20 protein-coding genes and 3 pseudogenes are annotated in these 22678 nt (G+C 56.8%); 6 read left to right on the forward strand and 17 right to left on the reverse strand.

Annotated features, from left to right (window positions below; translation table 11 throughout):
* Nucleotides 1-49 precede the first annotated feature (49 nt).
* Nucleotides 50-1216 carry a CapA family protein gene (locus HGBM_RS20920; protein ID WP_019123043.1) on the forward strand — a complete coding sequence of 389 codons (1167 nt, stop codon included), beginning with the start codon at nucleotides 50-52 and terminating at the stop codon, nucleotides 1214-1216.
* A 52-nt stretch (nucleotides 1217-1268) separates the two neighbouring features.
* Here HGBM_RS20920 and xylB read toward each other — a convergent pair whose 3' ends face one another.
* From xylB to adhP, 10 genes and pseudogenes are all read right to left on the reverse strand, one after another.
* A complete protein-coding gene (gene xylB / locus HGBM_RS20925) occupies nucleotides 1269-2807 on the reverse strand; it encodes a xylulokinase (protein ID WP_019123044.1) in 1539 nt (512 codons plus the stop codon).
* A gap of 377 nt (nucleotides 2808-3184) precedes the next feature.
* On the reverse strand, nucleotides 3185-3826 hold the full coding sequence (locus HGBM_RS20930; protein WP_019123045.1) for an aspartate/glutamate racemase family protein: 642 nt from the start codon (nucleotides 3824-3826) through the stop codon (nucleotides 3185-3187).
* A pseudogene (locus HGBM_RS28180) lies at nucleotides 3823-4571 on the reverse strand (SDR family NAD(P)-dependent oxidoreductase). The gene HGBM_RS20930 and the pseudogene HGBM_RS28180 overlap by 4 nt, the downstream one beginning before the upstream one ends.
* Nucleotides 4572-4773: 202 nt before the next feature.
* Nucleotides 4774-5832, reverse strand: coding sequence for a sulfate/molybdate ABC transporter ATP-binding protein (locus HGBM_RS20945; protein WP_019123047.1), 1059 nt, complete (start codon nucleotides 5830-5832; stop codon nucleotides 4774-4776).
* Between the two features lie 6 nt (nucleotides 5833-5838).
* Nucleotides 5839-6723, reverse strand: coding sequence for a sulfate ABC transporter permease subunit CysW (gene cysW, locus HGBM_RS20950; RefSeq protein WP_019123048.1), 885 nt, complete (start codon nucleotides 6721-6723; stop codon nucleotides 5839-5841).
* An 18-nt stretch (nucleotides 6724-6741) separates the two neighbouring features.
* Nucleotides 6742-7578, reverse strand: a complete 837-nt coding sequence (cysT, locus tag HGBM_RS20955) for a sulfate ABC transporter permease subunit CysT (RefSeq protein WP_019123049.1) — start codon at nucleotides 7576-7578, stop codon at nucleotides 6742-6744.
* Nucleotides 7579-7640: 62 nt separating this feature from the next.
* The gene (locus tag HGBM_RS20960) at nucleotides 7641-8705 is read right to left on the reverse strand and encodes a sulfate ABC transporter substrate-binding protein (RefSeq protein WP_019123050.1); all 1065 of its coding nucleotides are present in this window, start codon (nucleotides 8703-8705) and stop codon (nucleotides 7641-7643) included.
* A 97-nt stretch (nucleotides 8706-8802) separates the two neighbouring features.
* A complete protein-coding gene (locus HGBM_RS20965; protein ID WP_019123051.1) occupies nucleotides 8803-9003 on the reverse strand; it encodes a YezD family protein in 201 nt (66 codons plus the stop codon).
* Nucleotides 8978-9436: an RrF2 family transcriptional regulator gene (locus HGBM_RS20970; protein WP_019123052.1), complete on the reverse strand. Its 459-nt coding sequence runs from the start codon at nucleotides 9434-9436 to the stop codon at nucleotides 8978-8980. Before HGBM_RS20970 ends, HGBM_RS20965 begins: the two co-directional genes overlap by 26 nt.
* A 327-nt stretch (nucleotides 9437-9763) precedes the next feature.
* Nucleotides 9764-10777, reverse strand: coding sequence for an alcohol dehydrogenase AdhP (gene adhP / locus HGBM_RS20975; protein ID WP_019123053.1), 1014 nt, complete (start codon nucleotides 10775-10777; stop codon nucleotides 9764-9766).
* A 221-nt stretch (nucleotides 10778-10998) separates the two neighbouring features.
* Here adhP and HGBM_RS20985 point away from each other — a divergent pair, with 221 nt between their 5' ends.
* Genes HGBM_RS20985 through HGBM_RS20995 form a run of 3 tightly spaced genes read left to right on the forward strand, consistent with a single transcriptional unit; the run spans nucleotide 10999 to nucleotide 14888 of the window.
* Nucleotides 10999-12147 carry an iron-containing alcohol dehydrogenase gene (locus HGBM_RS20985; protein WP_019123055.1) on the forward strand — a complete coding sequence of 383 codons (1149 nt, stop codon included), beginning with the start codon at nucleotides 10999-11001 and terminating at the stop codon, nucleotides 12145-12147.
* Nucleotides 12148-12157: 10 nt separating this feature from the next.
* Nucleotides 12158-13468, forward strand: a complete 1311-nt coding sequence (locus HGBM_RS20990) for a sensor histidine kinase (RefSeq protein WP_019123056.1) — start codon at nucleotides 12158-12160, stop codon at nucleotides 13466-13468.
* A complete protein-coding gene (locus tag HGBM_RS20995; protein ID WP_019123057.1) occupies nucleotides 13437-14888 on the forward strand; it encodes a sigma-54-dependent transcriptional regulator in 1452 nt (483 codons plus the stop codon). The genes HGBM_RS20990 and HGBM_RS20995 overlap by 32 nt, the downstream gene beginning before the upstream one ends.
* Nucleotides 14889-14892: 4 nt before the next feature.
* Here HGBM_RS20995 and HGBM_RS31905 read toward each other — a convergent pair whose 3' ends face one another.
* The gene (locus HGBM_RS31905) at nucleotides 14893-15123 is read right to left on the reverse strand and encodes a helix-turn-helix domain-containing protein (RefSeq protein WP_019123058.1); all 231 of its coding nucleotides are present in this window, start codon (nucleotides 15121-15123) and stop codon (nucleotides 14893-14895) included.
* Nucleotides 15124-15178: 55 nt separating this feature from the next.
* Nucleotides 15179-16663, reverse strand: coding sequence for a sigma-54-dependent Fis family transcriptional regulator (locus HGBM_RS28185; RefSeq protein ID WP_019123059.1), 1485 nt, complete (start codon nucleotides 16661-16663; stop codon nucleotides 15179-15181).
* A gap of 205 nt (nucleotides 16664-16868) precedes the next feature.
* On the opposite strand from HGBM_RS28185, the pseudogene adh reads away from it, so the two are divergent.
* Nucleotides 16869-18388: pseudogene (gene adh, locus HGBM_RS28190) on the forward strand (aldehyde dehydrogenase).
* Between the two features lie 8 nt (nucleotides 18389-18396).
* Nucleotides 18397-18774, forward strand: coding sequence for a DUF779 domain-containing protein (locus HGBM_RS21010; protein WP_019123062.1), 378 nt, complete (start codon nucleotides 18397-18399; stop codon nucleotides 18772-18774).
* Nucleotides 18775-18855: 81 nt separating this feature from the next.
* On the opposite strand, the gene HGBM_RS21015 is transcribed toward HGBM_RS21010, so the two are convergent.
* From HGBM_RS21015 to HGBM_RS21035, 5 genes and pseudogenes are all read right to left on the reverse strand, one after another.
* Complete coding sequence (locus tag HGBM_RS21015; RefSeq protein ID WP_019123063.1) at nucleotides 18856-19632, reverse strand: ATP-binding cassette domain-containing protein; 777 nt, start codon at nucleotides 19630-19632, stop codon at nucleotides 18856-18858.
* 23 nt (nucleotides 19633-19655) lie between these two features.
* Entirely contained in the window at nucleotides 19656-20411 is a 756-nt protein-coding gene (locus tag HGBM_RS21020; RefSeq protein WP_019123064.1) for an ABC transporter permease subunit, read from the reverse strand.
* A gap of 5 nt (nucleotides 20412-20416) precedes the next feature.
* On the reverse strand, nucleotides 20417-20953 hold the full coding sequence (gene ssuE / locus HGBM_RS21025; protein ID WP_026074570.1) for an NADPH-dependent FMN reductase: 537 nt from the start codon (nucleotides 20951-20953) through the stop codon (nucleotides 20417-20419).
* A pseudogene (locus HGBM_RS28195) lies at nucleotides 20847-21458 on the reverse strand (LLM class flavin-dependent oxidoreductase); the annotation flags it as partial. The gene ssuE and the pseudogene HGBM_RS28195, both read right to left, overlap by 107 nt.
* Before the next feature lie 80 nt (nucleotides 21459-21538).
* On the reverse strand, nucleotides 21539-22558 hold the full coding sequence (locus tag HGBM_RS21035; protein WP_019123067.1) for a sulfonate ABC transporter substrate-binding protein: 1020 nt from the start codon (nucleotides 22556-22558) through the stop codon (nucleotides 21539-21541).
* Between the last annotated feature and the right edge of the window lie 120 nt (nucleotides 22559-22678).

Genomic DNA, 22678 nt, shown 5'->3' on the forward strand with positions numbered 1-22678 from the left:
AGACGTCTTTTCTGGTAAAATGGAAGCAAGAGCAAAATGGGGGAGAGCCATGAATCAGACCAGAACGGAACGGGTAAAACTGGAGCGGAAACGGAGGCGGCGCATACGGAGTTCGTACCTGCTGCCACAAATTATGCTGCTGGGTGCGGTTCTCTTGACCGCGGGCTTTTTGCTCCAAGCTCAGGATGCGTTTACCGCCATTGCTCGTCTATTTCAGCCGGACGATAGCGGGCAGCCCGCAAAGCATACAGCTGAACCGGACAGCGAAGATCCTGCAGTCAACTTGACCTTCGTCGGGGACGTGATCTTTTCCGGACATGTAGAACGGATGCTGAAAGAAAACGGCTACGACTATCCATATACCCATGTGAGCTCGCTGCTCGGGCAGGATGACTATACGGTCGCCAACCTGGAAACACCTGTGACCAAACGCGGGGTGCCCGCCCAAGACAAGGATTTCGTGTACAAATCGCCGCCGGAAGCGATCCCGGCCCTGAAAGCGGCGGGCGTCGATCTCGTCAACCTGGCGAACAACCACTCCATGGACCAAGGTGTGGAAGGCTTGCTGGACACGTTTGCCGTGCTTCAAGAGAACGAGATCGAATACGTCGGCGCCGGTGCCGATATCGACCGGGCGTACGCACCCGTATACGTGGAACGAGGCGGCATCAAGCTGGCTTTCCTCGGGTTCAGCCGCATCGTTCCGGAGGTCAGCTGGTACGCAGGCAAAAACAAGCCCGGCGTTGCTGCCACTTACGACCCGGCGCGCGCCGTACAAGCGATTCGCGGGGCCAAAGAACAGGCGGACCTCGTCATCGTCATCGCGCACTGGGGCAAGGAACGGGTCGATTTTCCGGTCGATTATCAGAAGGAGTTGGCCCGCGCCTATATCGATGCCGGCGCCGATCTCATCGTCGGCGGACACCCGCATGTACTGCAAGGATTTGAATCTTACAAGAATAAATGGATTGCGTACAGTTTGGGCAATTTTATTTTCACCCGCGCCACGGTGCCAAAGACGTGGGAGACGATGGTGCTGCAAGCGAAGTGCACGAATGCGGGAGCATGCGAGCTGAAGATGCTGCCCTACTACGCTGAGCTCGGCCGGGCGGTGCCGATGAACGAGCAGGATGGGGCCGCGCTGCTGCAGCGCATCGAATCGATATCGACGAACGTCCGCATCGAGCCGGACGGAAGCGTGCGGGAGAAGCAGTAAGCTGCCAGCAAAAAACAGGGCAGATGCGGTGAATGCATCGGCCCTGTTTTGTTTATTCGCCTTTCCCCACAAGTGCGTGCAAAAGTCCAAAACTCTCTTTCAAATCGCCGTACAGCTTGCGGTAGACCGGGTAGTAGTTTTGGTAGACCGATACGTGGGCGGGGACCGGGTGCAGTTGATCTGCCGTGCGGATTGCAGCCGCGCAAGCTTCTTCTACGCTGTTGAAGACACCTGTTCCGACCCCTGCAAGCAGAGCCGCTCCGAACGCGGGGCCTTCATTGGCTTCGACCGTTCGGACTTCACAGTTAAAGATATCAGCCATAATTTGTCGCCATACCCGGCTGCGCGCACCGCCCCCGGACGCCCGCAGATGCGAAATCTCGATGCCGAGTTCCCGCATCAATCCCATGCTGTCCAGCAAACTGTAGGCTACGCCTTCCATTACCGCCCGAATAAAATGCTGCCTTTGATGGCGTGCGGTAATACCGACAAAGGCTCCTTTGGCAGCCGGATCCAAATGCGGCGTACGTTCCCCCATTAAATAAGGAAGGAACAGCAATCCTTCGCTTCCTGCCGGCGCAAGGTTTGCCTCTTCGGAGAAGAACTCGTAGGGATCCTTCTGCAGAAAAGGCGCAACGCTTGTTTCCAAAGCGCCAAATTGGTTGCGGAACCACTGAAGCGAGCCGCCCGCTGCTTGCGTTACCCCCATCACATGCCACTTGCCCGGAACGGCATGGCAGAAACTGTGCAATCTCCCTTGCGCATCAGTGACAATCTCGTCCGTATAAGCGAAGACCACCCCTGATGTGCCAAGTGAACCGGAGACAATACCGCTCTTGACAATTCCATTGCCAACGGCGCCCGCCGCCTGATCTCCGCCCCCGCCGGCAACCGGTATTCCTGCAGCCAAACCTGTCTCCTGTGCCGCTATACCGCTGATACGGCCCGATATCTCATACGACTCGTAAACGCGGGGCAGCCACTCCAGACGGATCTCCAAGGATTGAGCCATTTCCCGGGACCACCTTCGGGCGGCAACGTCCAACAACAGCGTTCCCGAAGCGTCCGAGACTTCGGTGGCAAATTCTCCGGTCAGTTTGTAGCGGATATAATCCTTGGGCAGCAGTACTTTTGCCACCTTCTCATAGAGATGGGGCTCATGCTTCCTCACCCAAAGCAATTTCGTTGCCGTAAAATTGGGCAGGGGCGGATTTGCTGTCAAGCGAATGATCTCTTCTTGCCCCAGCTTTTTTCGCATCCACTCTGCTTCCGGTTGGGTCCGCTGATCGCACCAAATGATGGCAGGGCGCAGCACTTTTCCCGCTTGATCAAGCAGCACCAGACCGTGCATTTGACCAGAGAGGCCGATTCCCGCAATTTCTGTCGCCTGGATTCCCGTTCTCCCCATGATCTCCTGGATGGTAATCTTTACTGCCTGCCACCAGTCATCCGGATGCTGTTCCGCCCATCCCGGCTTCGGCTGCATCAGTGGATAATCTGCACTTGCTGCAGCAGCCAGCAGACCGTCGAGATGAAATAAACACGTTTTCACGCCGGAGGTTCCGACGTCAATCCCCAATAAGTACCCCATCTGTCTGCATACCTCTCTCGTTTGTTTTCGTAATTTTCTCAATTTATGCATCTATCATATCACTTGGGTCTACGGAAGTGGAGAACGTAATTGGGATTTTTCAACCAACTAAAAAAGCAGAAGGATCAGCTCCTCCCGCTTTTGGCATGACCTATCTAGCACAAAATCAAAATTGCCTTTTAAAACAATCGATAAAGCTCTTGAAAACCGAAAACAATGAAAGCCCTGCCTCTCTTTCATCCTTGCGGCTCCGAAGACCGCGCCAGTGTGAATTGGGCTCAAAAACTATGAAAAACGAATTGCTTATATGTGAAAAGGACAGATTTTGCTAAGTCAATTAAATTATTATATCTCTTGCCTTTAAAAAATGCAAGATTTCATTTAGACAGTTGCTGCAAGTAAGCCATGCACCTTCTCACTGAAGCTTTCGGTGCCGCTAAGAGGGGAACAGAAGGTTGAAGCTGCTCTGCGAGATGCTCCATACTGTACTGAGAAAGGACGATGACATCCACTTTCCCGTCTAATTGATGAACCATTTTGCGAACCCGCTCGTCATGTTCTTCTTTCTTGCCCTGAAAGAGCAGGTAAATCAGCCCCGGCTCCACCAGCGATTCAACCTGAACATCAGGTTTCTTTTCTTTTAAGTAGCTGAGTAAGGCAATTGGAGTTTCTCTCACAGTAGAGACCAAACCAATCCGTTCATAAGACAGCGCCTCATCGAGCATCGCCTCGTCTGAACGAAATATTTTCGCGCTGTAAAGTGGTTGCAGGACAGCCGTCACATTGTTGAAAGCTGAACAAGTAAGCTGAATGCAATCCACCCGCGACTCTGCAGCCAAGTTAAGCAGCAAGGAAAACCGGCGAATGATATCCGGCGTAAGCTCTCCCTTTTCCTCCATCAAAGCAAGCAATCCCGTGTCCATCAAATGAAGCAGTTCGACGTCAGCCGCTGCTTCGCGGAAGGCATTCTCAATCGGCGCAACCGCCGTTGTCGTCGCGTGAATGCAGGCGATTTTCATACCAGCGTTCTCCCTCCGTCAACATAAAGGACATGTCCGGTAATAAATTTGGCCAAGTCTGAACAAAGGAACAAGGTAGGCCCGACTACCTCTTCAACTGACCCGAGTCTGCCGTAAGGAACCAGTTTACTTAACTTCTCGCGGGTATTTGCCTGATCCAGGTAATCCTTTGTCAAAGGAGTTTCGATATATCCAGGAGCGATGGCATTGACGGTAATCCCCCTGTCGGCCCATTCATGCGCCATGACTCTCATCAACTGATTGATTCCCCCCTTGCTTGCTGCGTATGGTCCATGATGCTTGTGGGCCAGATTTCCGGAGACGGATGAAAAGAAAACGATTCGGCCATAGCCTTGTTTCCCCATCCATGCACCGGCTGCTTGCCCAAGGGCAAATGCGCTGGACAAATTGACGTCAATAATGTCCTGCCACTCGGCATCGCTAAATTCACTGATCGGCTTGCGCCTGCCAGATGGATCAGGATATCGAGACCTCCAAGTTTGTGGTACGCCTTTTCCACCAGATGGCGACATTCAGCGGGATCAGTTATATCGCATTGCAACGCAAATGTTTCTTCCTTGAATGGAAGCGAATCCAACCTGTCTTGATTGATATCTGCGATGGCCAGCTTTGCTCCTTGGCGCAGCAATTCCCGGGCACAAACCTCGCCGATCCCCCCAGCCCCCACGACTAAAGCTCTGCGGCCTTGCAGCCCAAGAGATATGTCCCCAGCTTGAATCTCCATAGTCTATCCCCACTTTCACCTGTCAACTTAGCCCGATGGCTAAAGCGGCAGCAACAACCCGCTCTCGCCAGGTACCGTGACCTTTGCCTAATGAAAGTGTATATTTTGGAGAGATAATTTACAATAGTCTGAATTTAATATCCGTTTTGCGGCCGCCCTCCCGATTTCCGTTCTGCGTCGTAGGGCTCTGCCGCGAAACCTATTATCCCGATATATGGGAACCAGCGCTGACCAGCGCTTTTTCCGCAGGGAATCCCTTCGCCTCCCGCGGTCGGACGTATACAGTCTCATTCGTCTGTACCTGCAGCTCCCGGTAGCGTTCGTCCGTCAATTCCACTTCAAAAAACAGATCTGTACCCGTTTTTTTCAGGTCGAGCCGGACGATCGGCCCCACTGCGTACACGTGCTGGACAGTCGCCTGCAGGCAGTTCACCCCGATTCGCTGCCGGGACACTTCCAGTTCATGGGGCCGGATGTAGCTGACCCCTGGCTCTGCGGGATCGATCAGCCCCGCTCCGCCAAGCGGTTCATCGAAGCGGTTGGCCCGGCCGAGAAAGCGGTAGACAAACGAATTGGCGGGAGAATGGTAGACTTCGCGGGGCGTGCCGATTTGCTCGATCCGCCCCTCATTGACGATCACAATCCGGTCTGCCACCTCCAGCGCCTCCTCCTGGTCGTGGGTTACGAACAGACTGGTGATCTCCAGGTTGTGGTGCAGCTGCCTCAACCAGCGGCGCAGCTCCTGTCTGACTTTGGCATCCAGCGCCCCGAACGGTTCGTCCAGCAGCAAAAATTTCGGCTGGATCGCCAGCGCCCTCGCCAATGCGACCCGCTGGCGCTGTCCGCCCGAGAGCTGGGCCGGATACCGCTCCGCCAGCCCCTCCAACTGCACAAGGCTGAGCAGCTCCTCTACTCTTTGCCCGATTTCCCGTTTGCCAAGGCGCTGCCTTCGCGGGCGGACCTGCAGGCCAAAGGCGATGTTGTTGTAGACGTTCATATGGCGAAACAACGCGTAGTGTTGAAACACAAAACCGATCTGCCGTTCGCGGACACCAAGCCCGGTCACATCCTGTCCGTCCAGCACAATGCGCCCGGCGTCCGCCGCTTCCAGGCCGGCGATCAGCCGCAGCAGCGTAGTTTTGCCGGAACCGGACGGCCCGAGCAGGGCGACCAGCTCACCGGTCGGAATCTCCAAAGTGAGGTCGTGCAGGATGGCGTTTTTGGCGAACGACTTGCTGATGTTGAAAACCTGAATACTCATCGTCTGTTACTCTCCTCCCGCCAGATTGTATGTTGATTCGTTTCTGGCTGCTTTCCACTCCACCAAGCTTTTCGCGGCCAGGGTGACCAGCGCCAGCACGGCCAGCAGTGACGCCGCGGCGAAGGCGGCGGTAAAATTGTACTCGTTGTAGAGAATTTCCACGTACAGCGGCACCGTATTCGTCAGCCCGCGAATGTGGCCGGACACGACCGACACCGCGCCAAACTCGCCCATCGCCCGGGCGTTGCACAAGATGATCCCGTAGAGCAGGCCCCATTTGACATTCGGCAGGGTCACCCGGAAAAAAGTCTGCCAGCCCCTTGCACCCAGCGACATGGCCGCTTCTTCCTCCTCGCTGCCCAGCGCCTGCATCACCGGGATGAGCTCGCGGGCAACAAACGGAAAGGTCACGAACAGGGTGGCGAGCACGATCCCCGGCACTGCAAAGATGATTTTGAAATCGTACTGCGCAAGCCAGGGTCCGAGCACCCCCTGGGAGCCAAACAGCAGCACGAAGACAAGTCCCGAAATCACCGGAGAGACGGCAAACGGCAGGTCGATCAGCGTAATCAGCAGATTCTTGCCGCGAAACCGGTACTTTGCGATCAGCCAGGCCGCGGCCACTCCGAATGCGGTATTCAGCGGAACGGCGATCCCGGCAGTGAGCAGCGTCAGCTTGATCGCGGCCCAGGCATCCGGCTCCCGCAGGGCGGATACGTAGGCAGTCCAGCCTTTTTGGAAGGCTTCGGCGAAGACGGCGATGAGCGGGACGAATAAAAACAGGGCGAGAAACGCGATGGCAGCGCCGATCAGGAGCCATCTTACCGCGGCAGGCTCGGCGATGGCGGAAGCAGTCCGCCTGATCGGGACGACAGCGTAATCATCCGACATGACAAGAGGCACCTCCTTTTAGCCCAACCTGTGTAATTTATTGCTTCGCCACTGCAAGAAATTGATCACCAGCAGCATGAGAAACGACGCGATCAGCATGACCGCCGCGATCGCGGTCGCCCCGGCGTAGTCGTACTGTTCCAGCTTGGTCATGATCAAAAGCGGCACGATTTCCGTGCTCATCGGCATATTTCCGGAGATGAAGACCACCGAGCCGTACTCCCCCAGGCCGCGGGCAAAAGCGAGCGCAAAGCCGGTGATCAGCGCCGGCAGCAGCTGCGGAAAGATGACCCGCCGAAACGTCTGCCAACGGTTGGCACCAAGCGTGGCGGAGACTTCCTCGACCTGCTTCTCCAGGTCCAACAGCACCGGTTGGACAGTCCTGACGACGAACGGGATGCCGATAAAGGTCAAGGCGACGACCACCCCGATCGGGGCAAACGCGACCTGAACCCCAAGCGCCTCAAGATACCGGCCAATCCAGCCGCCCGGTGCATAGACCGCCGTCAGGACGATGCCGGCGACCGCTGTCGGCAGGGCAAACGGCAGATCGACCAACCCGTCTACCAGTCGTTTCCCGGGAAAGGAATAACGCGTCAGCACCCAGCCGACCAGCAGGCCGAACACCGTATTGATCACGCCAGCCAGCAGGGCGGCGGCAAAGCTGAGGCGGAAAGCGGCAAGTACGCGAGGGTTCGAGATGATCTCCCACCACTGGCCCGGGCTCAGGCTGGCGGCCTTGAGAAACAGCAGGGACAGGGGAATGAATACGATCAAGCAGAGATAGACAAGCGTATAGCCCATCGTCAATCCGAAGCCGGGCAGGATGCCGCGCGGCTTGATACGCTTTGCCATGATGGACACTCCTTTCGCATCTTTCAAGAGTCGGCCCGGAAGGATCGCACTGCGCTAGCAGGCTAGTGCGGCTGGTAGATCTGGTCAAACACGCCGCCGTCGGCAAAGTGGACCTGGTGAGCGTTTTTCCACCCACCGAACACTTCGTCGATCGTAAACAACTTCAGTGCCGGAAACTGGCTTTCGTACTTCTTCGCCACCGTCTCCGACCGCGGCCGGTAGTAGTGTTTCGCCGCCAACTCCTGCCCTTCTTCCGTGTACAGGAACTTCAGATAAGCTTCGGCCACCTCTCGCGTACCGTGTTTGTCCGCGAACGTATCGACGACGGAGACAGGCGGTTCGGCCAGGATGCTGAGCGACGGGGCGACGATTTCAAACTTGTCTTGGCCAAGCTCGTTTACCGCCAGGAACGCTTCGTTTTCCCAGGCGATCAGCACATCGCCGATGCCTCTTTCGACAAACGTCGTAGTCGAGCCGCGCGCGCCCGAATCCAGCACTGGCACGTTCTTGTACAGCTGGGTTACAAATTCTTTCGCCTTTGCCTCGTCTCCGCCGTTTTTCTCCAGGGCGTATCCCCAGGCCGCCAGGTAGTTCCACCTTGCCCCGCCGGAGGATTTGGGGTTGGGGGTGATGACGGACACGCTCGGTTTGATCAGGTCATCCCAGTCCCGGATGCCCTTGGGATTTCCTTTCCGCACGAGAAAGACAATCGTCGAAGTATACGGTGAGCTGTTGTATTCCAGGCGCTGCTGCCAATCCTGCGGAAGCAGCCCTTTTTCGGCGATGGCGTCGATGTCGTAAGCGAGCGCCAGCGTCACCACATCCGCCTCCAACCCGTCGATCACAGAGCGGGCCTGTTTGCCCGACCCGCCGTGCGACTGTTTCACCGTGACAGGTTGGCCCGTCTTCTGCTCCCAGTAAGCGGCAAAACGGTTGTTCACATCCTGATACAGCTCGCGTGTCGGGTCGTACGATACGTTCAAAATCTCAACGGCTGCCTTCCCCCCTTGGGCGGAAGCCGTCTGCTCGCCGCCCGGAGCCGGGCCCCCTGCGTTTTGGCAGCCTGCAAGCCCTACAAGCAATCCGCCTGTCAGGGCAAGCTTCAGCCAAGATGTTCTGACCAACATGGTTCCTCTCTCCTTTGAAAATAATAAAAGGCCCCCTGTCCTGCCGCTTTCGCTTTGACAGGACTTGCGGGGGGCCTTCGGTTGACCGATCGGCTGGTTATTTTCTTTTCGGCTTGCTGTCGTGACTGTAGACGGAGCTGGTTTTTTCCAGCGGAAAGCGATGTTTTTCCGTTCTCTCGATCTGCGTGATTTTCGAGTCGTGTACGACAATTTGGACGGACCCGTACTCCAGTCCCTGAAGGGCGCGGACAATCCGGCCGAGCGACTCTTCATCAAGGGTTTGATCGGACTGTGACATAGTAATCCCCTCCATCCTTCAAACGGATTCTTTGCTCCAACAAATCGGCCAACGAGGTCTGGTCAAGCACGTGGGCAACCGTGTCCCGCACCAGCGTCCAGAGCGGCTTTAACAGACAGTCCGCCTCGAGCTGACAGGGTTCATAGGCGGTGACGCTGGCACAGCTCATCGGTGCCAACGGCCCTTCCAGCTTGCGGATCACTTCGCCGATGTTGATTTGCTCCGGCGGCAGCAGCAGGGCATATCCGCCCTGAACGCCCCGCTTGCTTTTCACATACCCGAGTACTTTGAGCTGGAGCAGGATTTGTTCGAGGTAACTGACCGGCACGAGCGTCTTCTCGGCCACTTCCCCGACAGAAAGGATTCTGCTGCCGCTTTGGCCCAACACCAAGAGAGCACGCAAGGCGTATTCGCCTCTGCTCGACACTTTCACGCAAGCTCCCCCCAATCTCGATAATGTTGAGTGTATTAGTCGACATTTGCACGTTAGGTGTTATAAGGATGAGTTTAATGCCGACTATTCCTACGTGTCAAGTATGAATTATTTCTATTTTCCAAACTTGCCTCTTTGCGTGTCTTCTGCGGGAACATCAGCATTTGCCCTCCGGTCTAACCCCAAGATATTCAACCACTCCAATTTTGTTCCCGCTGCCGAGCTGTCTTTTCTTCCCCTGCTGCCGGTTTAAAAAAAGCCGGACACAAACTGCCGTGTTCGGGCAGCCTGTGTCCGGCTCTGAACAATGAGAACGCTTGCAAAACATTACTGCAACGTCAGGACGACGCGTCCGTTGATCTGACCTTTTTCCATCCGTTCAAACACTTCGTTGATCTTTTCGAGCGGCTGTGTCTCGATCATCGCCCTCACCTTTCCGCGGGCGGCAAAATCAAGCGCTTCCTGCATGTCTTTTCTCGTGCCGACAATCGATCCTCTCACTGTCACTCCGTTCAACACGGTGTCAAAAATCGGGATGGGCAATTCGGCGTTGGGCAGGCCGACGACCACGAGGGAACCTCCACGCCTCACGGATTGGTACGCCTGCTCAAAAGCCTTTTTCGTTACCGCCACGCTGACAGCCGCATGCGCCCCGCCGACCTGCTCCTGGATGAACGCGGCTGGATCCTGGGCACTGCTGTTGACGGTCAGATCGGCGCCGAGGTCCTTGGCCAGCGCCAATTTTTCGTCGTGGATATCGACAGCAATCACGTTGTAACCCATCGCTTTGGCGTACTGCAGCGCCACGTGGCCCAAACCGCCGATCCCGTAGATGGCGACCCACTCCCCTGGCTTGACGTTGGCTACCTTCAATGCCTTGTACGTCGTCACCCCTGCACACAAGATCGGAGCTGCCTCGACGTCGCCGATTCCGTCAGGTATTTTGGCTACATACGCGGCTGGCGCCACGCAGTATTCCGCATATCCGCCGTCCACCGAATAGCCGCCGTTGAGCTGCTGCTTGCACAAGGTTTCCCAGCCGCTTAAACAATGCTCGCACTCCCCGCAGGCGGAGTACAGCCAGGGAATCCCGACGCGGTCCCCGATCTTGAGCGAGGTGACTCCTTCGCCCAGCTTTTCCACCACGCCGACCCCTTCGTGACCGGGGATCAAAGGCAGCTTGGGCTTGACCGGCCAATCCCCGTGGGCGGCATGCAGGTCGGTATGACAGACGCCGCAGGTCTTGATCCTGACCAGCACCTGGCCGGGACCTGCCTCCGGTACGGGTACCTCCTTCACTTCCAGTTTTTGTTTAAACTGATTGACAACTGCTGCTCTCATCATACTTCCTCCCTCATGAAAAATAAAAAAACCGTTTGCCCATGTCTAAGCAAGCTTCATACCAAAAGCAAAAGACTGAATGTTTCAATAAAACCTCCGAGTTGCCGGACGAGATTTCGGCCCGCGTGACAAATTTTCGGCCGCGGGCCAATCTTTTGTCACCTGTAGGGGAACGCCCCCATTTTGTCGAAATACATGGGGGAGGGAAAGGAGGATGTGGCATGCAGATGTCCAAGTTTATGACGCCTGAAATCATCTTCGGGCAGCAGGCGATCTCCCAGACCGGCGAAAGTCTCGTCAGGTTGGGAGCGACGCGCGTCTTTCTGGTCAGCGACCCGGGAGTGGTCAACGCCGGGTGGGTAGAACAGGTCATCCATTACCTGAAAGCAAGCGGCCTGGATTACAGCCTGTGGACGGAAGTGACGCCCAATCCCAAGGATTACGAAGTCCACGCGGGTGTCGTCGCATACCGCGATTGCGGATGCAATGCCATCCTGGGAGTCGGCGGGGGCAGCGCGATCGACGCGACCAAGGCGATCGCGCTGCTCGGGACAAACGGCGGGAGCATCCACCAGTATGAGGGCGTGGACAAAATCACCCGGCCCCTGCCTCCGATGGTGATGGTGCCGACAACGGCGGGAGCCGGTTCGGAAATATCGCAATTTTCCATCATCGGCGATACCGCACGGAAAGTGAAAATGACGATCATCTCCAAATCGCTCATCCCCGACATCGCGATTATCGACCCGCAGACGCTCACCACAAAAGACAAGCGGCTGACAGCCAACACGGGAATGGACGCGCTGACCCACGCCATCGAATCGTACATCTCCCTGGCAGCGACGCCGCTCACAGAGGTGTTGTCCCTGCAGGCGATGCGGCTCATCTCCCAGTATCTGCGGCCGTCCGCCGCCAGCCAGTACAATGCCGAGGCCAAACAGGCGATGGCGATGGCAAGCTTGCAGGCCGGCATCGCTTTTTCCAACGCCATCCTGGGCGCGGTCCACGCCATGTCCCACCAATTGGGCGGGCTGCTCGACCTGCCCCACGGAGAGGTAAACGCGATCCTGCTCCCCTACGTGCTGGAGTACAATTACATCGCCGCTCCCGAACGCTACAAGAATATCGCCGAAGCGCTCGGCGAGAACACAGCCGGTCTAAGCCTGCACGACTCGTCCCGCCTGGCGCTGAAAGCAGTGAAGGACTTGGCGCGAGATCTGGATATACCGGAGTCTCTGGCATCGCTCGGCCTGCTTCCGGAGCACATCGACCTGCTCAGCTCCCACGCCGTGCTCGACGTCTGCATGGCGACCAATCCGCGGGACATGACCGTCCAGGACGTGATCAGCATTTTCCACAAAGCGCTCTAGGAGGATGCCGATGCTGCCGAAACAAGAAATCCTGCAAAAACTGACCGGGATTCACTCTTCGCGAAAGACGTATTACGCCGAGCTGGCATTTCTGATCGAGGAGATGAAAAAGAAGAACAAACAGCTTGAGGTCATCAATCAGCTGACCAAGATACAGATAAGCGCATCCTGGCAGGAGGTGAGCAGCTACATCGCGGCCCAGTTGTCGCTATTGATTCCATTCGACTCGTTTGCACTCACGCTGGTGAAAGGCTCTACGCTCTCCTCCTACATCTCGACCCTGGAGCAGTCGGAGTGGCGCTGCCAAACGCTGGTCAAGCCCGTCAAGCATCCCCCTGCCCTGGGGCTTGACCAGCTGGAGAACGTGATGCAGGCCGCCTTCCCCGCTCACCGCTTCACATCCATCTCCCTGCGCAGCCACCTCAATCAGGTGTTGGGTTTTCTCACCCTGCTGCACCATGGCAAGCAGAAAGCAGATGCGGAGGAAGTCGCCTTGTTCAGGCTGATCGCCGAGCACGTCGGCGTAGCGATCGAGAATATCATTCTGTTCCAGGATGTGTGCGAAAAGGTAGGGCTCGAAGCCCAGCTTGTCCAGTCGGCCAAAATGGCCGCCATCGGAGAGATGGCAGCGGGAATCGCCCATGAATTGAACAGCCCGCTTACCGCCATTCTCGGCAACGCCCAGTTCCTGATGCGGGAAGCCGCTTCAGGGACGCTTCACCCATTGATGAAGGACATCTACCAATGCGGGGTGCGCTGCAAAAAGATCATCCAGAACCTGCTGACCTTTTCGCGACAAGAGGAATACGCTTTTGAATGCCTGGCGTTGAACGACCTGATCGACGATGTCCTGGGACTGATCGGCTACCAGCTGGCGGTTTCCGGGATTGAGATCCAGCAAAAGCGGTCATCGTCCGCTCTCTCGTTCCACGGCAGCCGCCACCAGATTGAACAGGTGCTGATCAACCTGCTGTTAAACGCGAGGGATGCGCTGAACGGGCGTGAGCATCCGCAGATCATCATCGAAACCTTTCTGCTTGAGGAAGAAGCTGCCTGGGTCGGACTGTCGATCCGCGATAACGGCGCCGGCATCCAACCGGAGCATCTTCCGCAGATCTTTCAACCCTTCTTTACGACCAAGGAGAGCGCCAAGGGAACGGGACTTGGCTTGTCTGTCAGTCTGGGGATCACCGAGTCGCACGGCGGCAGGCTGTTTGCCGAAAGTGAACGGAACCGCTACAGCAAGTTTACCCTGCTTTTGCCATTGAAAAAGCCAAAGGAGGATGCAGATGGCGAGGAACCACGTGCTGGTTGTGGATGACGAACAAGAAGTCACGTCTTTTTTCACCTATTTTCTCAAGCAGAAAAACTGCGATGTCACAGCCGCCAACTCGGGAAGGGAAGTAGACAGGCTGGTAGCCGAGAGGCACGCAAGCTTCGATGCCGCCCTGATCGATCTGAAGCTGCCCGACGCCAACGGACTCGACCTGTTGACCCGGATAAAATCGGCATATCCCTCCTGCGGCGTCCTGATCATGACCGGCTACAGCACGATCAAATCTGCCGTCACCGCGATCCAGAGAGGGGCCAGGGACTACCTGGAAAAGCCGTTTGACGACCTGGACAGCCTGGAGGGCGTGATCGACTCCGTCCTGGACGAACCTTTGAAGCTGGCGGATGAACTGTCCCGCGAGGCAGCCCACTACGGCATCGTGTACGCCCCCGGCGGACCGATGGAAAAGTTGATCAGCGTCGCCCGCAAGTTGGCCAAAAAGGCGATCAACGTGCTGATCGAAGGGGAGACAGGCACCGGCAAGGAGCTGTTGGCCCGCTACCTGCACGGATCCAGCCTGCGGGCCCAGTATCCGTTCGTCGCGCTCAACTGCGGGGCGGTCCCCGAGACCCTGCTGGAGAGTGAGCTGTTCGGATATGAACGGGGGGCTTTTACCGGGGCCCTCAAGCCGCGTAAAGGCTTCTTTGAATTGGCCAATAACGGCACCCTGTTCCTCGACGAGATCGGCGAAGCTCCCCCCTCCATTCAGGTAAAGCTGCTTCGGGCTTTGGAGACGGGCGAATACATGAAGGTGGGCGGCGAGCACGTAGCCAAGGCCAATATCCGCTTTCTCTCCGCCACCAACCGGGCGCTCGAACAAGAAGTTACCGCGAAGCGGTTTCGCCAGGATCTGCTCTACCGCCTCGAAGGGGTAAAACTGACGATTCCTCCGCTGCGGGAGAGAGCCGGCGACATTCCGTTGATCGCTCATTCATACCTGGAAAAGCGATTCGGCTCTTCGTGCCGGATCGATCCGGCGGCGCTGGCCCTGTTGCAGTCCTACGAATGGCCGGGAAACGTCAGGCAGCTGATCAACGTATTAAACCAGGCCATTGCCATCCACGAATGTGAAGTGCTCCGTCCAGAGCATCTTCCCCCGCAGATTGCCAGCCAGACCCCGGCAGCAGGCGGCAGCGCAGCCGGGGCCAAAGCCGAAGCTGCCGCCGTCTGCGATCGCATCGACCGGGAGTGTGAGCGGTTTGTCGAGGCGATTATCGGAAACATGGGCCCGGTGGAAGAATTTGATTTTGATTATGCGGTCAAACGAGTCAAATTGCTGGAGGCGGAAGTCGGACGAAAGGCAATCGAACAGGGGTTGGCAAAGACGAAAGGTGACAGGCAGCTGCTGAGCGAAACATGGAACATCAGCAAGCGGACGATCCGCTACTTTCTCAATGAAAAGGCGTGAAGCGCTACTGCTGCATTCTGCCGGGGGATTTCTTATACTGGATCCCGTATCCCCTGATTTTGCGATAGAGCGTATTCCGGCCGATGTTCAGCAGGCTGGCGGCGCGGGCAATATTGCCGTTCGTCTCCTGCAATACCTCTTCGATTGTTTTTCGTTCGTTCTCGCGAAGGGAAAACGTTCCCTCTTCCTGCCGATCCCAGGGAGTGTCGACGACGATATGTTCCGCTTCGATCACTCCCCCCTCGGCGAGAAACGACGCTTGCAGCAGGACGGAGAGAAGCTCGCGGATATTATGGATGGCGCTCCAGCAGCTGGAGTGCCGCGGGCGACAAGGTTTTGGGCTGTTCGGCATGTTTTTGCAGCAGGTGCTCCGCCAACTGCCGGATGTCCTTTCGCTGGCGCAGCGCAGGCAGATGTATGGTGATCCCTTTCAAGCGGTAAAACAGGTCGGCGCGAAAACGACCCGCCTGGACCTCCTCAAACAAATTCCGATGAGTAGCGGCGATGATGCGGACATCTACTCTTCTCGATTTGACGCTGCCGACGGGGGTGACGGTTTTTTCCTGCAGGACGCGCAGCAGTGCCGCCTGGGCCCGCACCGACATGTCGCCAATCTCATCGAGGAACAGCGTGCCGCCGTCCGCCGCCTGAAATTTGCCGATGCCGCCCTCCCTGTTGGCCCCGGTAAAAGCGCCTTTTTCGTAGCCAAACAGCTCGCTTTCGATCAGCGTATCGGGAATCGCGCTGCAGTTGACGGCAACAAATGGCCCGCGTTCGCTCTGTGTATGTATCGCCTGGGCAAACAGCTCCTTTCCCGTTCCGCTTTCCCCGGTCAAAAGGACCGGAAGCTGGCTGCAGGAGGCTTTTTTCGCCAATTCCTTTACCTGTACGATCGCCGGGCAAGAACCGAAGATATCGGAAAATGTATAGAGCGGCGGCTGCCGACTGCTCGCGGAAGTCGCGGGACTTTCTTTAATCGCGACAGAGCGGTACAGCTTATGGGTGTCGTCTTTGAGCGTGATGATCTGGAAGTTGTGATCAGACGGCAGTTCTGCTCCCAGGCAATTGCCGAGCAGCCTCATCGCCGACGGGTTGGCCCCTGTTATCCGGCGGTCGCCGTCCAGCGTTAAAAGCGGCAAGGGGTGGCGCTCTCTGATCGTCTCCAGCTGCTGCAGCGTGATCAAATGCTCTGCCCTCATCTCCTGGACCAGCATGCGGTTTTGGAAGACGTCCGCCGCCAGGGAAGCAGCACTTGCAAGCACTGGATGAAAGGTCTCCTTGAGGCCGCTGATATTGACGACCCCCAGCAGCTCGCCGGCGCGATCGAAGATGGGAGCGGAAGCGCAGGTGAGAAAGTGGTTTTCGCGGAAAAAATGTTGGCTTCCTTTGACCAGCGCAGGCCTCTTTTCTTCAATCGCCACCCCGATGGCATTCGTGCCTTTTTTGGTTTCATGCCAGTTGGCTCCTACCTGAAGCTGCACGCGCGCCGCCCGTGAGGCGAAAGCCGCGTCGCCGCTGGCGTAGAGGATTGTTCCTTCCGGGTCCGTCAAAAATACGACACTGCCGGATTGGATAATCAGCGGATACAGCTTTTCAAAGACAGCTTCCGCATGCGGAAACAAGAAATCGTACCGGCTTTGCAATTCCTTGATCGAGGTGCCGGTCAGCAGCTGGTCATCCGCTTTTTCACTCTGCTTCAAGCCGATGTCCCGACATCTCTTCCAGGATTGTTCGATGTAGTCGGTCGGCTCTGAAAGGGGATCCTGATATGGCAAGAAAGCAGCCTCCTTTCCTCTTCCTCTCCACATATTACTATATAAGTGAGAATATTTTAAATGTTCCATTCCGGTTCACCCGACTGCTCCATTATGGAACAGCTGCGTAATAAAATCTCACATGCGGCCCAGGAATGACAGCATCGGCGGCATTGGCACCCTCCTTGCAATGACACATGTCTAAACACGATGAGGAGGTATGTCCATGATCTACGCACAACCGGGTCAGGCCGGGTCTAAAGTCACTTTTAAAAAGCGGTACGACAACTTTATTGGCGGAAAGTGGGTTCCGCCGGTAAAAGGCGAGTTCTTTGAGAACATTTCCCCGGTGAACGGGGCTGTTTTCTGCGAAATTCCCCGCTCCACGGCAGAAGATATCGAGGCCGCACTCGACGCCGCCCACGCGGCAAAAGACGCCTGGGGACGAACGTCCGCGGCGGAACGCTCCCGGATCCTGCTGCAAATCGCCGACCGCATGGAAGCCAACCTGGAGATGCTCGCCGTCGCCGAAACATGGGATAACGGAAAACCCATCCGCGAAGCCCTGGCCGCCGACCTCCCGCTGGCCATCGATCACTTCCGCTACTTTGCCGGGTGTATCCGGGCGCAGGAAGGAACGCTGTCGCAGATCGACAACGATACGGTGGCCTACCACTTCCACGAGCCGCTCGGCGTCGTCGGGCAAATCATCCCCTGGAACTTCCCGCTACTGATGGCGACCTGGAAGCTGGCTCCCGCTCTGGCGGCAGGAAACTGCGTCGTACTGAAACCGGCGGAACAAACCCCGGCCTCGGTGCTCGTCTTCGTCGAGCTGATCGCTGACCTGCTGCCCCCGGGCGTCCTCAACATCGTCAACGGGTTTGGCTTGGAAGCCGGCAAACCGCTCGCCTCCAGCAGCCGCATCGCCAAGATCGCCTTTACGGGCGAGACGACTACAGGGCGTCTGATCATGCAGTACGCTTCCCAGAACATCATCCCGGTCACCCTCGAGCTGGGCGGAAAATCTCCCAACATATTCTTTGAGGACGTATTCGCCAAAGACGACGCCTTCCTCAACAAAGCGATCGAGGGATTCGTCATGTTCGCCCTCAATCAAGGCGAAGTGTGCACATGTCCGTCCCGGGCGCTGATCCAGGAGTCGATCTACGACCAGTTTATGGAAACGCCCTGGCCCGGGTAAAACAAATCAAGCAGGGAAATCCGCTGGATACCGAGACGATGATCGGTGCGCAAGCCTCCACCGAGCAAGTTGATAAAATCTTGTCCTACATCGAAATCGGCAAGCAGGAAGGCGCGAAAGTGCTAGCCGGCGGGGAACGGACTGTGCTTCCCGGAGAGTTGGAACAAGGCTTGTACATCCAGCCTACCGTCTTCGAAGGCAAGAACAACATGCGGATCTTCCAGGAAGAGATCTTCGGGCCGGTCGTCGCCGTTACGACCTTCTCCACGCAAGAAGAGGCGCTGGCGATCGCGAACGACACGCTCTACGGCCTTGGTGCGGGCGTATGGACCAGGGACGGCAGCACGGCGTTCCGGATGGGCAGAAGCATTCAAGCCGGCCGCGTCTGGACGAACTGCTACCACGCTTACCCTGCCCATGCCGCGTTCGGCGGGTACAAGGTCTCCGGGATCGGCAGAGAAACCCATAAGATGATGCTGGATCACTACCAGCAGACCAAAAACCTGCTCGTCAGCTACAGCCCGGACGCATTGGGCTTCTTCTAGAGGATGCCATGGCCCAGGTAGAAAAGGTGTTGGCCACAGAAGCGGCCCTGCAGCTGATCGAACGCCTGAAAGAAAAACACGGCCCGCTGATGTTTCACCAATCCGGAGGCTGCTGTGACGGCAGCTCGCCGATGTGCTTTCCCTTGGGTGAATTTATGGTGGGCGACAGTGACGTCTGTCTGGGAGAAATCGGCGGCTGCCCGTTCTATATGAGCCGGGCCCAGTATGAGTACTGGAAGCATACGCAGCTCGTGATCGATGTGGTCGAAGGCCGCGGCGGAATGTTTTCCCTGGAAGGTCCGGAGGGACTGCGCTTTTTGACCCGTTCCCGGGTCTTTCAACCAGAAGAGTACGAACAGCTTCAGGAGGAGTGGAAAAACACGTAGAGTAGAGATTTAGGAAGAAAGCCGGATTTCTGCGCAGTGTGCAGGATCCGGCTTTTTTTGCCTTATTCCAGGGCAGCGCTGCTAGACGGAGTAACTGTAGGCTCGCTGCTTGACGATCGCCACACCCTCCGTTCCCCGTGCCATCACTTTGTCTAAAATGACTCTCTCAAAATGGGCAAAACCGTGATCTCTTGCGCGCGGCCTGGGGAGACTGATAGGAAGGTCCAGCGCAACCCTCCCTTTTTCCAGTACGATCACGCGATCTGCCAGTGTTACGGCTTCACTCACATCATGCGTCACCAAAATGGCGGAAAATTTCTGTTCCAGCCACAGCTCTTCTATCAACTGCTGCATTTCAATCCGGGTCAGCGCGTCCAGCGCACCCAATGGTTCATCAAGCAGGAGCAGCCTTGGCTCCCCTGCCAAAGCCCTGGCCAGCGCAACCCGCTGCCGCTGCCCTCCCGATAAAACACGGGGCCATTCGGCGGCCCGGTCGGCAAGACCGACAAGCTGCAAGACCTCCTCGGCACTTATCCGTGATTCTGACTTGATACCGATCTGCACATTGTCAATCACTCTCTGCCAGGGAAGCAGTCTGGCCTCCTGGAACATCATCCGGACATCAGCGTGAACACCGGTAACCGGTTGGTTATCCAGCAAAATCTTCCCTTCACTCGGCTGGTCCAGACCGGATATCAGCCGCAGCAAGGTGCTTTTGCCGCAGCCGCTTCGCCCGACAACGGCGACAAACTCTCCGGGGGGAATCATCAATTGAAGCCCCTGTAACACACGGGTGCTGCCAAACGCTTTGCCGACCCCCTGTACATCGAGGCAAATGCCCGAGCGGCCTCTTTTCATACCATCACCTCTCGCTTGTGGGATCAGTCATTGTAGCCGGGATGCCAGCGCAAGCATCTTCTTTCCAGCAGCCTGGCGATGACATCAGACAGTTTGCCCAGCAGCGCATACAGCAGGATGCTGAGCAGGACGACGTCCATCTGCATGAATTCACGGGCATTGGTCGCCATATAGCCAATCCCGGAGTCGGATGCAATCGTCTCCGCCACGATCAGGGAGATCCACATCACCCCGAGCGCATAGCGTACGCCAACCAGTATCGAGGGCAGGGCCCCCGGAAAAATCACCTTCCAAAACAGCTTTGCGCCGCGCAGGCCGTACACCCTCCCCATTTCGATCAGGCCGGGATCAACCGTGCGAATCCCGTGAAAGGTATTGACATAAACCGGAAACAGCACGCCTAAAGCGACGAGAAACAGCTTGCCCGTCTCGCCAATTCCGAACCAGAAGATCACGAGAGGGATTAGGGCCAGGTGAGGAATCGTTCTGATCATCTGCACAGGTGTATCCAGCAGCTTTTCTGCGATCGGAAACAAGCCGTTGCCCAATCCAAGCAGAAAACCGATGCTCCCGCCGACGGCGAAACCGATCGCCGCCCGCCTGGCGCTAACGCCGATGTATTCCGCCAATTCTCCGCTTTCGATCAATTGAACAGACGCGGCCAGCACTTGAACGGGAGTCGGGGACAAGCCAAACAGCTGCCAGCACAGGATGAACAGAAGCGGAATACTCCACGGAATCAAGGTTTTTGCGGACAGCTTTTTAAACGAGGCTCTCAAAGCGATCACCTGTCTTTGCCTGCAAGTTGAATCAATTTGTCCAGGGATCGATCCAAGCGCTGCACAATCTCCTCGCTGATGACAACCCCTTGCGGATCGTCTCTTTGGATCTGCGAATCCACGGCATACACACCGCTCAAGACATGTTCGGCACCGAGCGCTGCCAGCACCGGCTTCAGCGCGTAATCAAGCATCAACAGATGGGACAGGGTTCTGCCAACGGCCAGGGGAAGAATCACTTTGTCGGCAAGCCCTTTTTGCGGCAGCAGGTCGAGATACGCCTTCAACACGCCTGTGTATGATGCTTTGTAAACAGGCGTAGCTACCACAACGGCATCGGCCTGCTCAATCAAGCGATTTGCCTGGACAATGGCGGTACTGTCAAATCGGGCGGACAGCAAATCTTCCGGAGGAAGATCGCGGACGTTGACGAAATCAACCTGCAGCCCGGCTTCGCTCAACACTTTCCCGTCGTAGTCCAACACGCCGTTGATACGCGACGAAGCGGAGATGCTTCCCGATAGAATGACGATTCCAGGCATTGCCGACACCCCCTGCTGCGACAGATTGACTCGCCGGTTGTACAGGAAAGCTGAAGTGGCCGATCACTTCGCCAGAGGGGGTGATAGGCGGCTTCGCCTGGTTTGCCAGGTCCAAACGGGGGAACAGCAGCTCGGCGACCCGATACGCTTCCTCCAAGTGCGGGTAGCCGGACAAGATAAAGCTCTCGATTCCCAGTTCCGCATACTCTTCTATCCGGGCGGCTACCGTCTCGGGATCACCTACCAGCGCGGTCCCGGCCCCTCCCCTGACCAGCCCGATCCCCGCCCAGAGGTTGGGCGATATTTCCAAATCGCTTCGATTGCCGCTGTGCAGCTGCAGCATCCGTTTTTGGCCTTCTGAATCGTAGTTGGCGAGCGATTTTTGTGCCGAGCGGATTGTCTCGTCATCGAGGTGCTTGATTAATTGGTCTGCCGCTTCCCACGCTTCCCGCTCGGTTTCCCTCACAATCACGTGCAGCCGGATGCCGAACCGAACGGCCCGCCCTCCGATTGATGTTCCCAAGTAACGCCCATCCCCGTGTGTAGGCAGAAACCAAAGCACTTCCATAACGCTTCCCCTTTCTTTTATTTCGCCGGATGAAAAACCGCATCCGCGACGGAAATTTTCTTCGGTATCAGTTTTAAGGCATAGAAGGTATCCGCAATCTCCTGCTGCCCTTTTACCATCGCGTCATCCAATTCTTCCAAACCGTAGGTTCTGCGCGCCGCCGCTTTCTCCAGTGCAGCAACGTCAATTTTCAGCAGGGGAGCGAGCAGCTTGGCGACTTCTTTGGGATTTTCATTGGCCCACCTGCTCGACTCCTCCACTTCCTCAAGCAGCACTTTGACAATGTCGCCATGCTCCCTGGCGAAGACATCTGATGCGAGGTAGAAATCGCGGTCGTCCGCAAGTCCTTGGCCGTCGGTCAGCACCCGCACCTGTCCGGTATTTTCAATGTCGGCGAAGTAGGGATCCCAGACCACCCAGGCGTCTACCTTGCCTTGTTCAAAGGCGATCCGGGCATCCGCCGGGGCCAAAAACGACAGGGTGACATCTTCGTACGTCAGATTGGCGCTCTCCAGTGCCTTGACGAGCAGGTAGTGCGAGCTGGACCCCTTCGCAAGTCCAATCGATTTGCCTTTTAGATCGGCGATCGTGTGGATGGCGGAATCCTTTTTGACGAGGACCGCTGAGCCTTTGGCTTTGGAATGGCCAGCCCCGACGTAGACCAGCGGAGAACCTGCTGCCTGGGCAAATACCGGCGGAGAATCGCCAGTCCGGCCCACGTCGAGATTTCCCGAGCTCAATGCTTCAAGGAGCGGCGGACCCGCCGGAAATACATTCCAGGTGACGGCGTAACCCAACTCTTGCAATCTTTTTTCCAGATTCCCCCGCTCTTTTACGATGTTGAGCGGATCTCCCTTCTGATAGCCAATCCGCAGGACCTTGTCGGCTTTCGTTTTGGCTTCGGCCTTCGCCTGGGCACTGCCGCTGCCTTCGGAACAGCCTGTGAGGAAGGCGGACAGCAGGATGAAGGCGGCGAGCAAAAGGAACGGCATCCCCGTCTCCTTCCACCGCTTGTTTGTTTTCCTGTTGCCTGACATTGCTCTTCTACTCCTTTCGCAATGCAGACTCCCGACACGCCTGCACCCGGGCAAGCGGCAAGGAGCCTTCAGTTGTCTGATCAGCTATTTTCAGTTTTCAACCTGTTTCCTGCCGTTTTG

Source organism: Brevibacillus massiliensis, from assembly GCF_000311785.1.
GTDB classification, from domain to species: domain Bacteria; phylum Bacillota; class Bacilli; order Brevibacillales; family Brevibacillaceae; genus Brevibacillus_C; species Brevibacillus_C massiliensis.

Excerpts from the sequence above, each read along its gene's own strand:
- HGBM_RS20920 (WP_019123043.1), top strand. The coding sequence starts at position 50 with ATGAATCAGACCAGAACGGAACGGGTAAAACTGGAGCGGAAACGGAGG.
- xylB (WP_019123044.1), bottom strand. The coding sequence starts at position 2,807 with ATGGGGTACTTATTGGGGATTGACGTCGGAACCTCCGGCGTGAAAACG.
- HGBM_RS20930 (WP_019123045.1), bottom strand. The coding sequence starts at position 3,826 with ATGAAAATCGCCTGCATTCACGCGACGACAACGGCGGTTGCGCCGATT.
- HGBM_RS20945 (WP_019123047.1), bottom strand. The coding sequence starts at position 5,832 with ATGAGTATTCAGGTTTTCAACATCAGCAAGTCGTTCGCCAAAAACGCC.
- cysW (WP_019123048.1), bottom strand. The coding sequence starts at position 6,723 with ATGTCGGATGATTACGCTGTCGTCCCGATCAGGCGGACTGCTTCCGCC.
- cysT (WP_019123049.1), bottom strand. The coding sequence starts at position 7,578 with ATGGCAAAGCGTATCAAGCCGCGCGGCATCCTGCCCGGCTTCGGATTG.
- HGBM_RS20960 (WP_019123050.1), bottom strand. The coding sequence starts at position 8,705 with ATGTTGGTCAGAACATCTTGGCTGAAGCTTGCCCTGACAGGCGGATTG.
- HGBM_RS20965 (WP_019123051.1), bottom strand. The coding sequence starts at position 9,003 with ATGTCACAGTCCGATCAAACCCTTGATGAAGAGTCGCTCGGCCGGATT.
- adhP (WP_019123053.1), bottom strand. The coding sequence starts at position 10,777 with ATGAGAGCAGCAGTTGTCAATCAGTTTAAACAAAAACTGGAAGTGAAG.
- HGBM_RS20985 (WP_019123055.1), top strand. The coding sequence starts at position 10,999 with ATGCAGATGTCCAAGTTTATGACGCCTGAAATCATCTTCGGGCAGCAG.
- HGBM_RS20990 (WP_019123056.1), top strand. The coding sequence starts at position 12,158 with ATGCTGCCGAAACAAGAAATCCTGCAAAAACTGACCGGGATTCACTCT.
- HGBM_RS20995 (WP_019123057.1), top strand. The coding sequence starts at position 13,437 with ATGGCGAGGAACCACGTGCTGGTTGTGGATGACGAACAAGAAGTCACG.
- HGBM_RS21010 (WP_019123062.1), top strand. The coding sequence starts at position 18,397 with ATGGCCCAGGTAGAAAAGGTGTTGGCCACAGAAGCGGCCCTGCAGCTG.
- HGBM_RS21015 (WP_019123063.1), bottom strand. The coding sequence starts at position 19,632 with ATGAAAAGAGGCCGCTCGGGCATTTGCCTCGATGTACAGGGGGTCGGC.
- ssuE (WP_026074570.1), bottom strand. The coding sequence starts at position 20,953 with ATGCCTGGAATCGTCATTCTATCGGGAAGCATCTCCGCTTCGTCGCGT.
- HGBM_RS21035 (WP_019123067.1), bottom strand. The coding sequence starts at position 22,558 with ATGTCAGGCAACAGGAAAACAAACAAGCGGTGGAAGGAGACGGGGATG.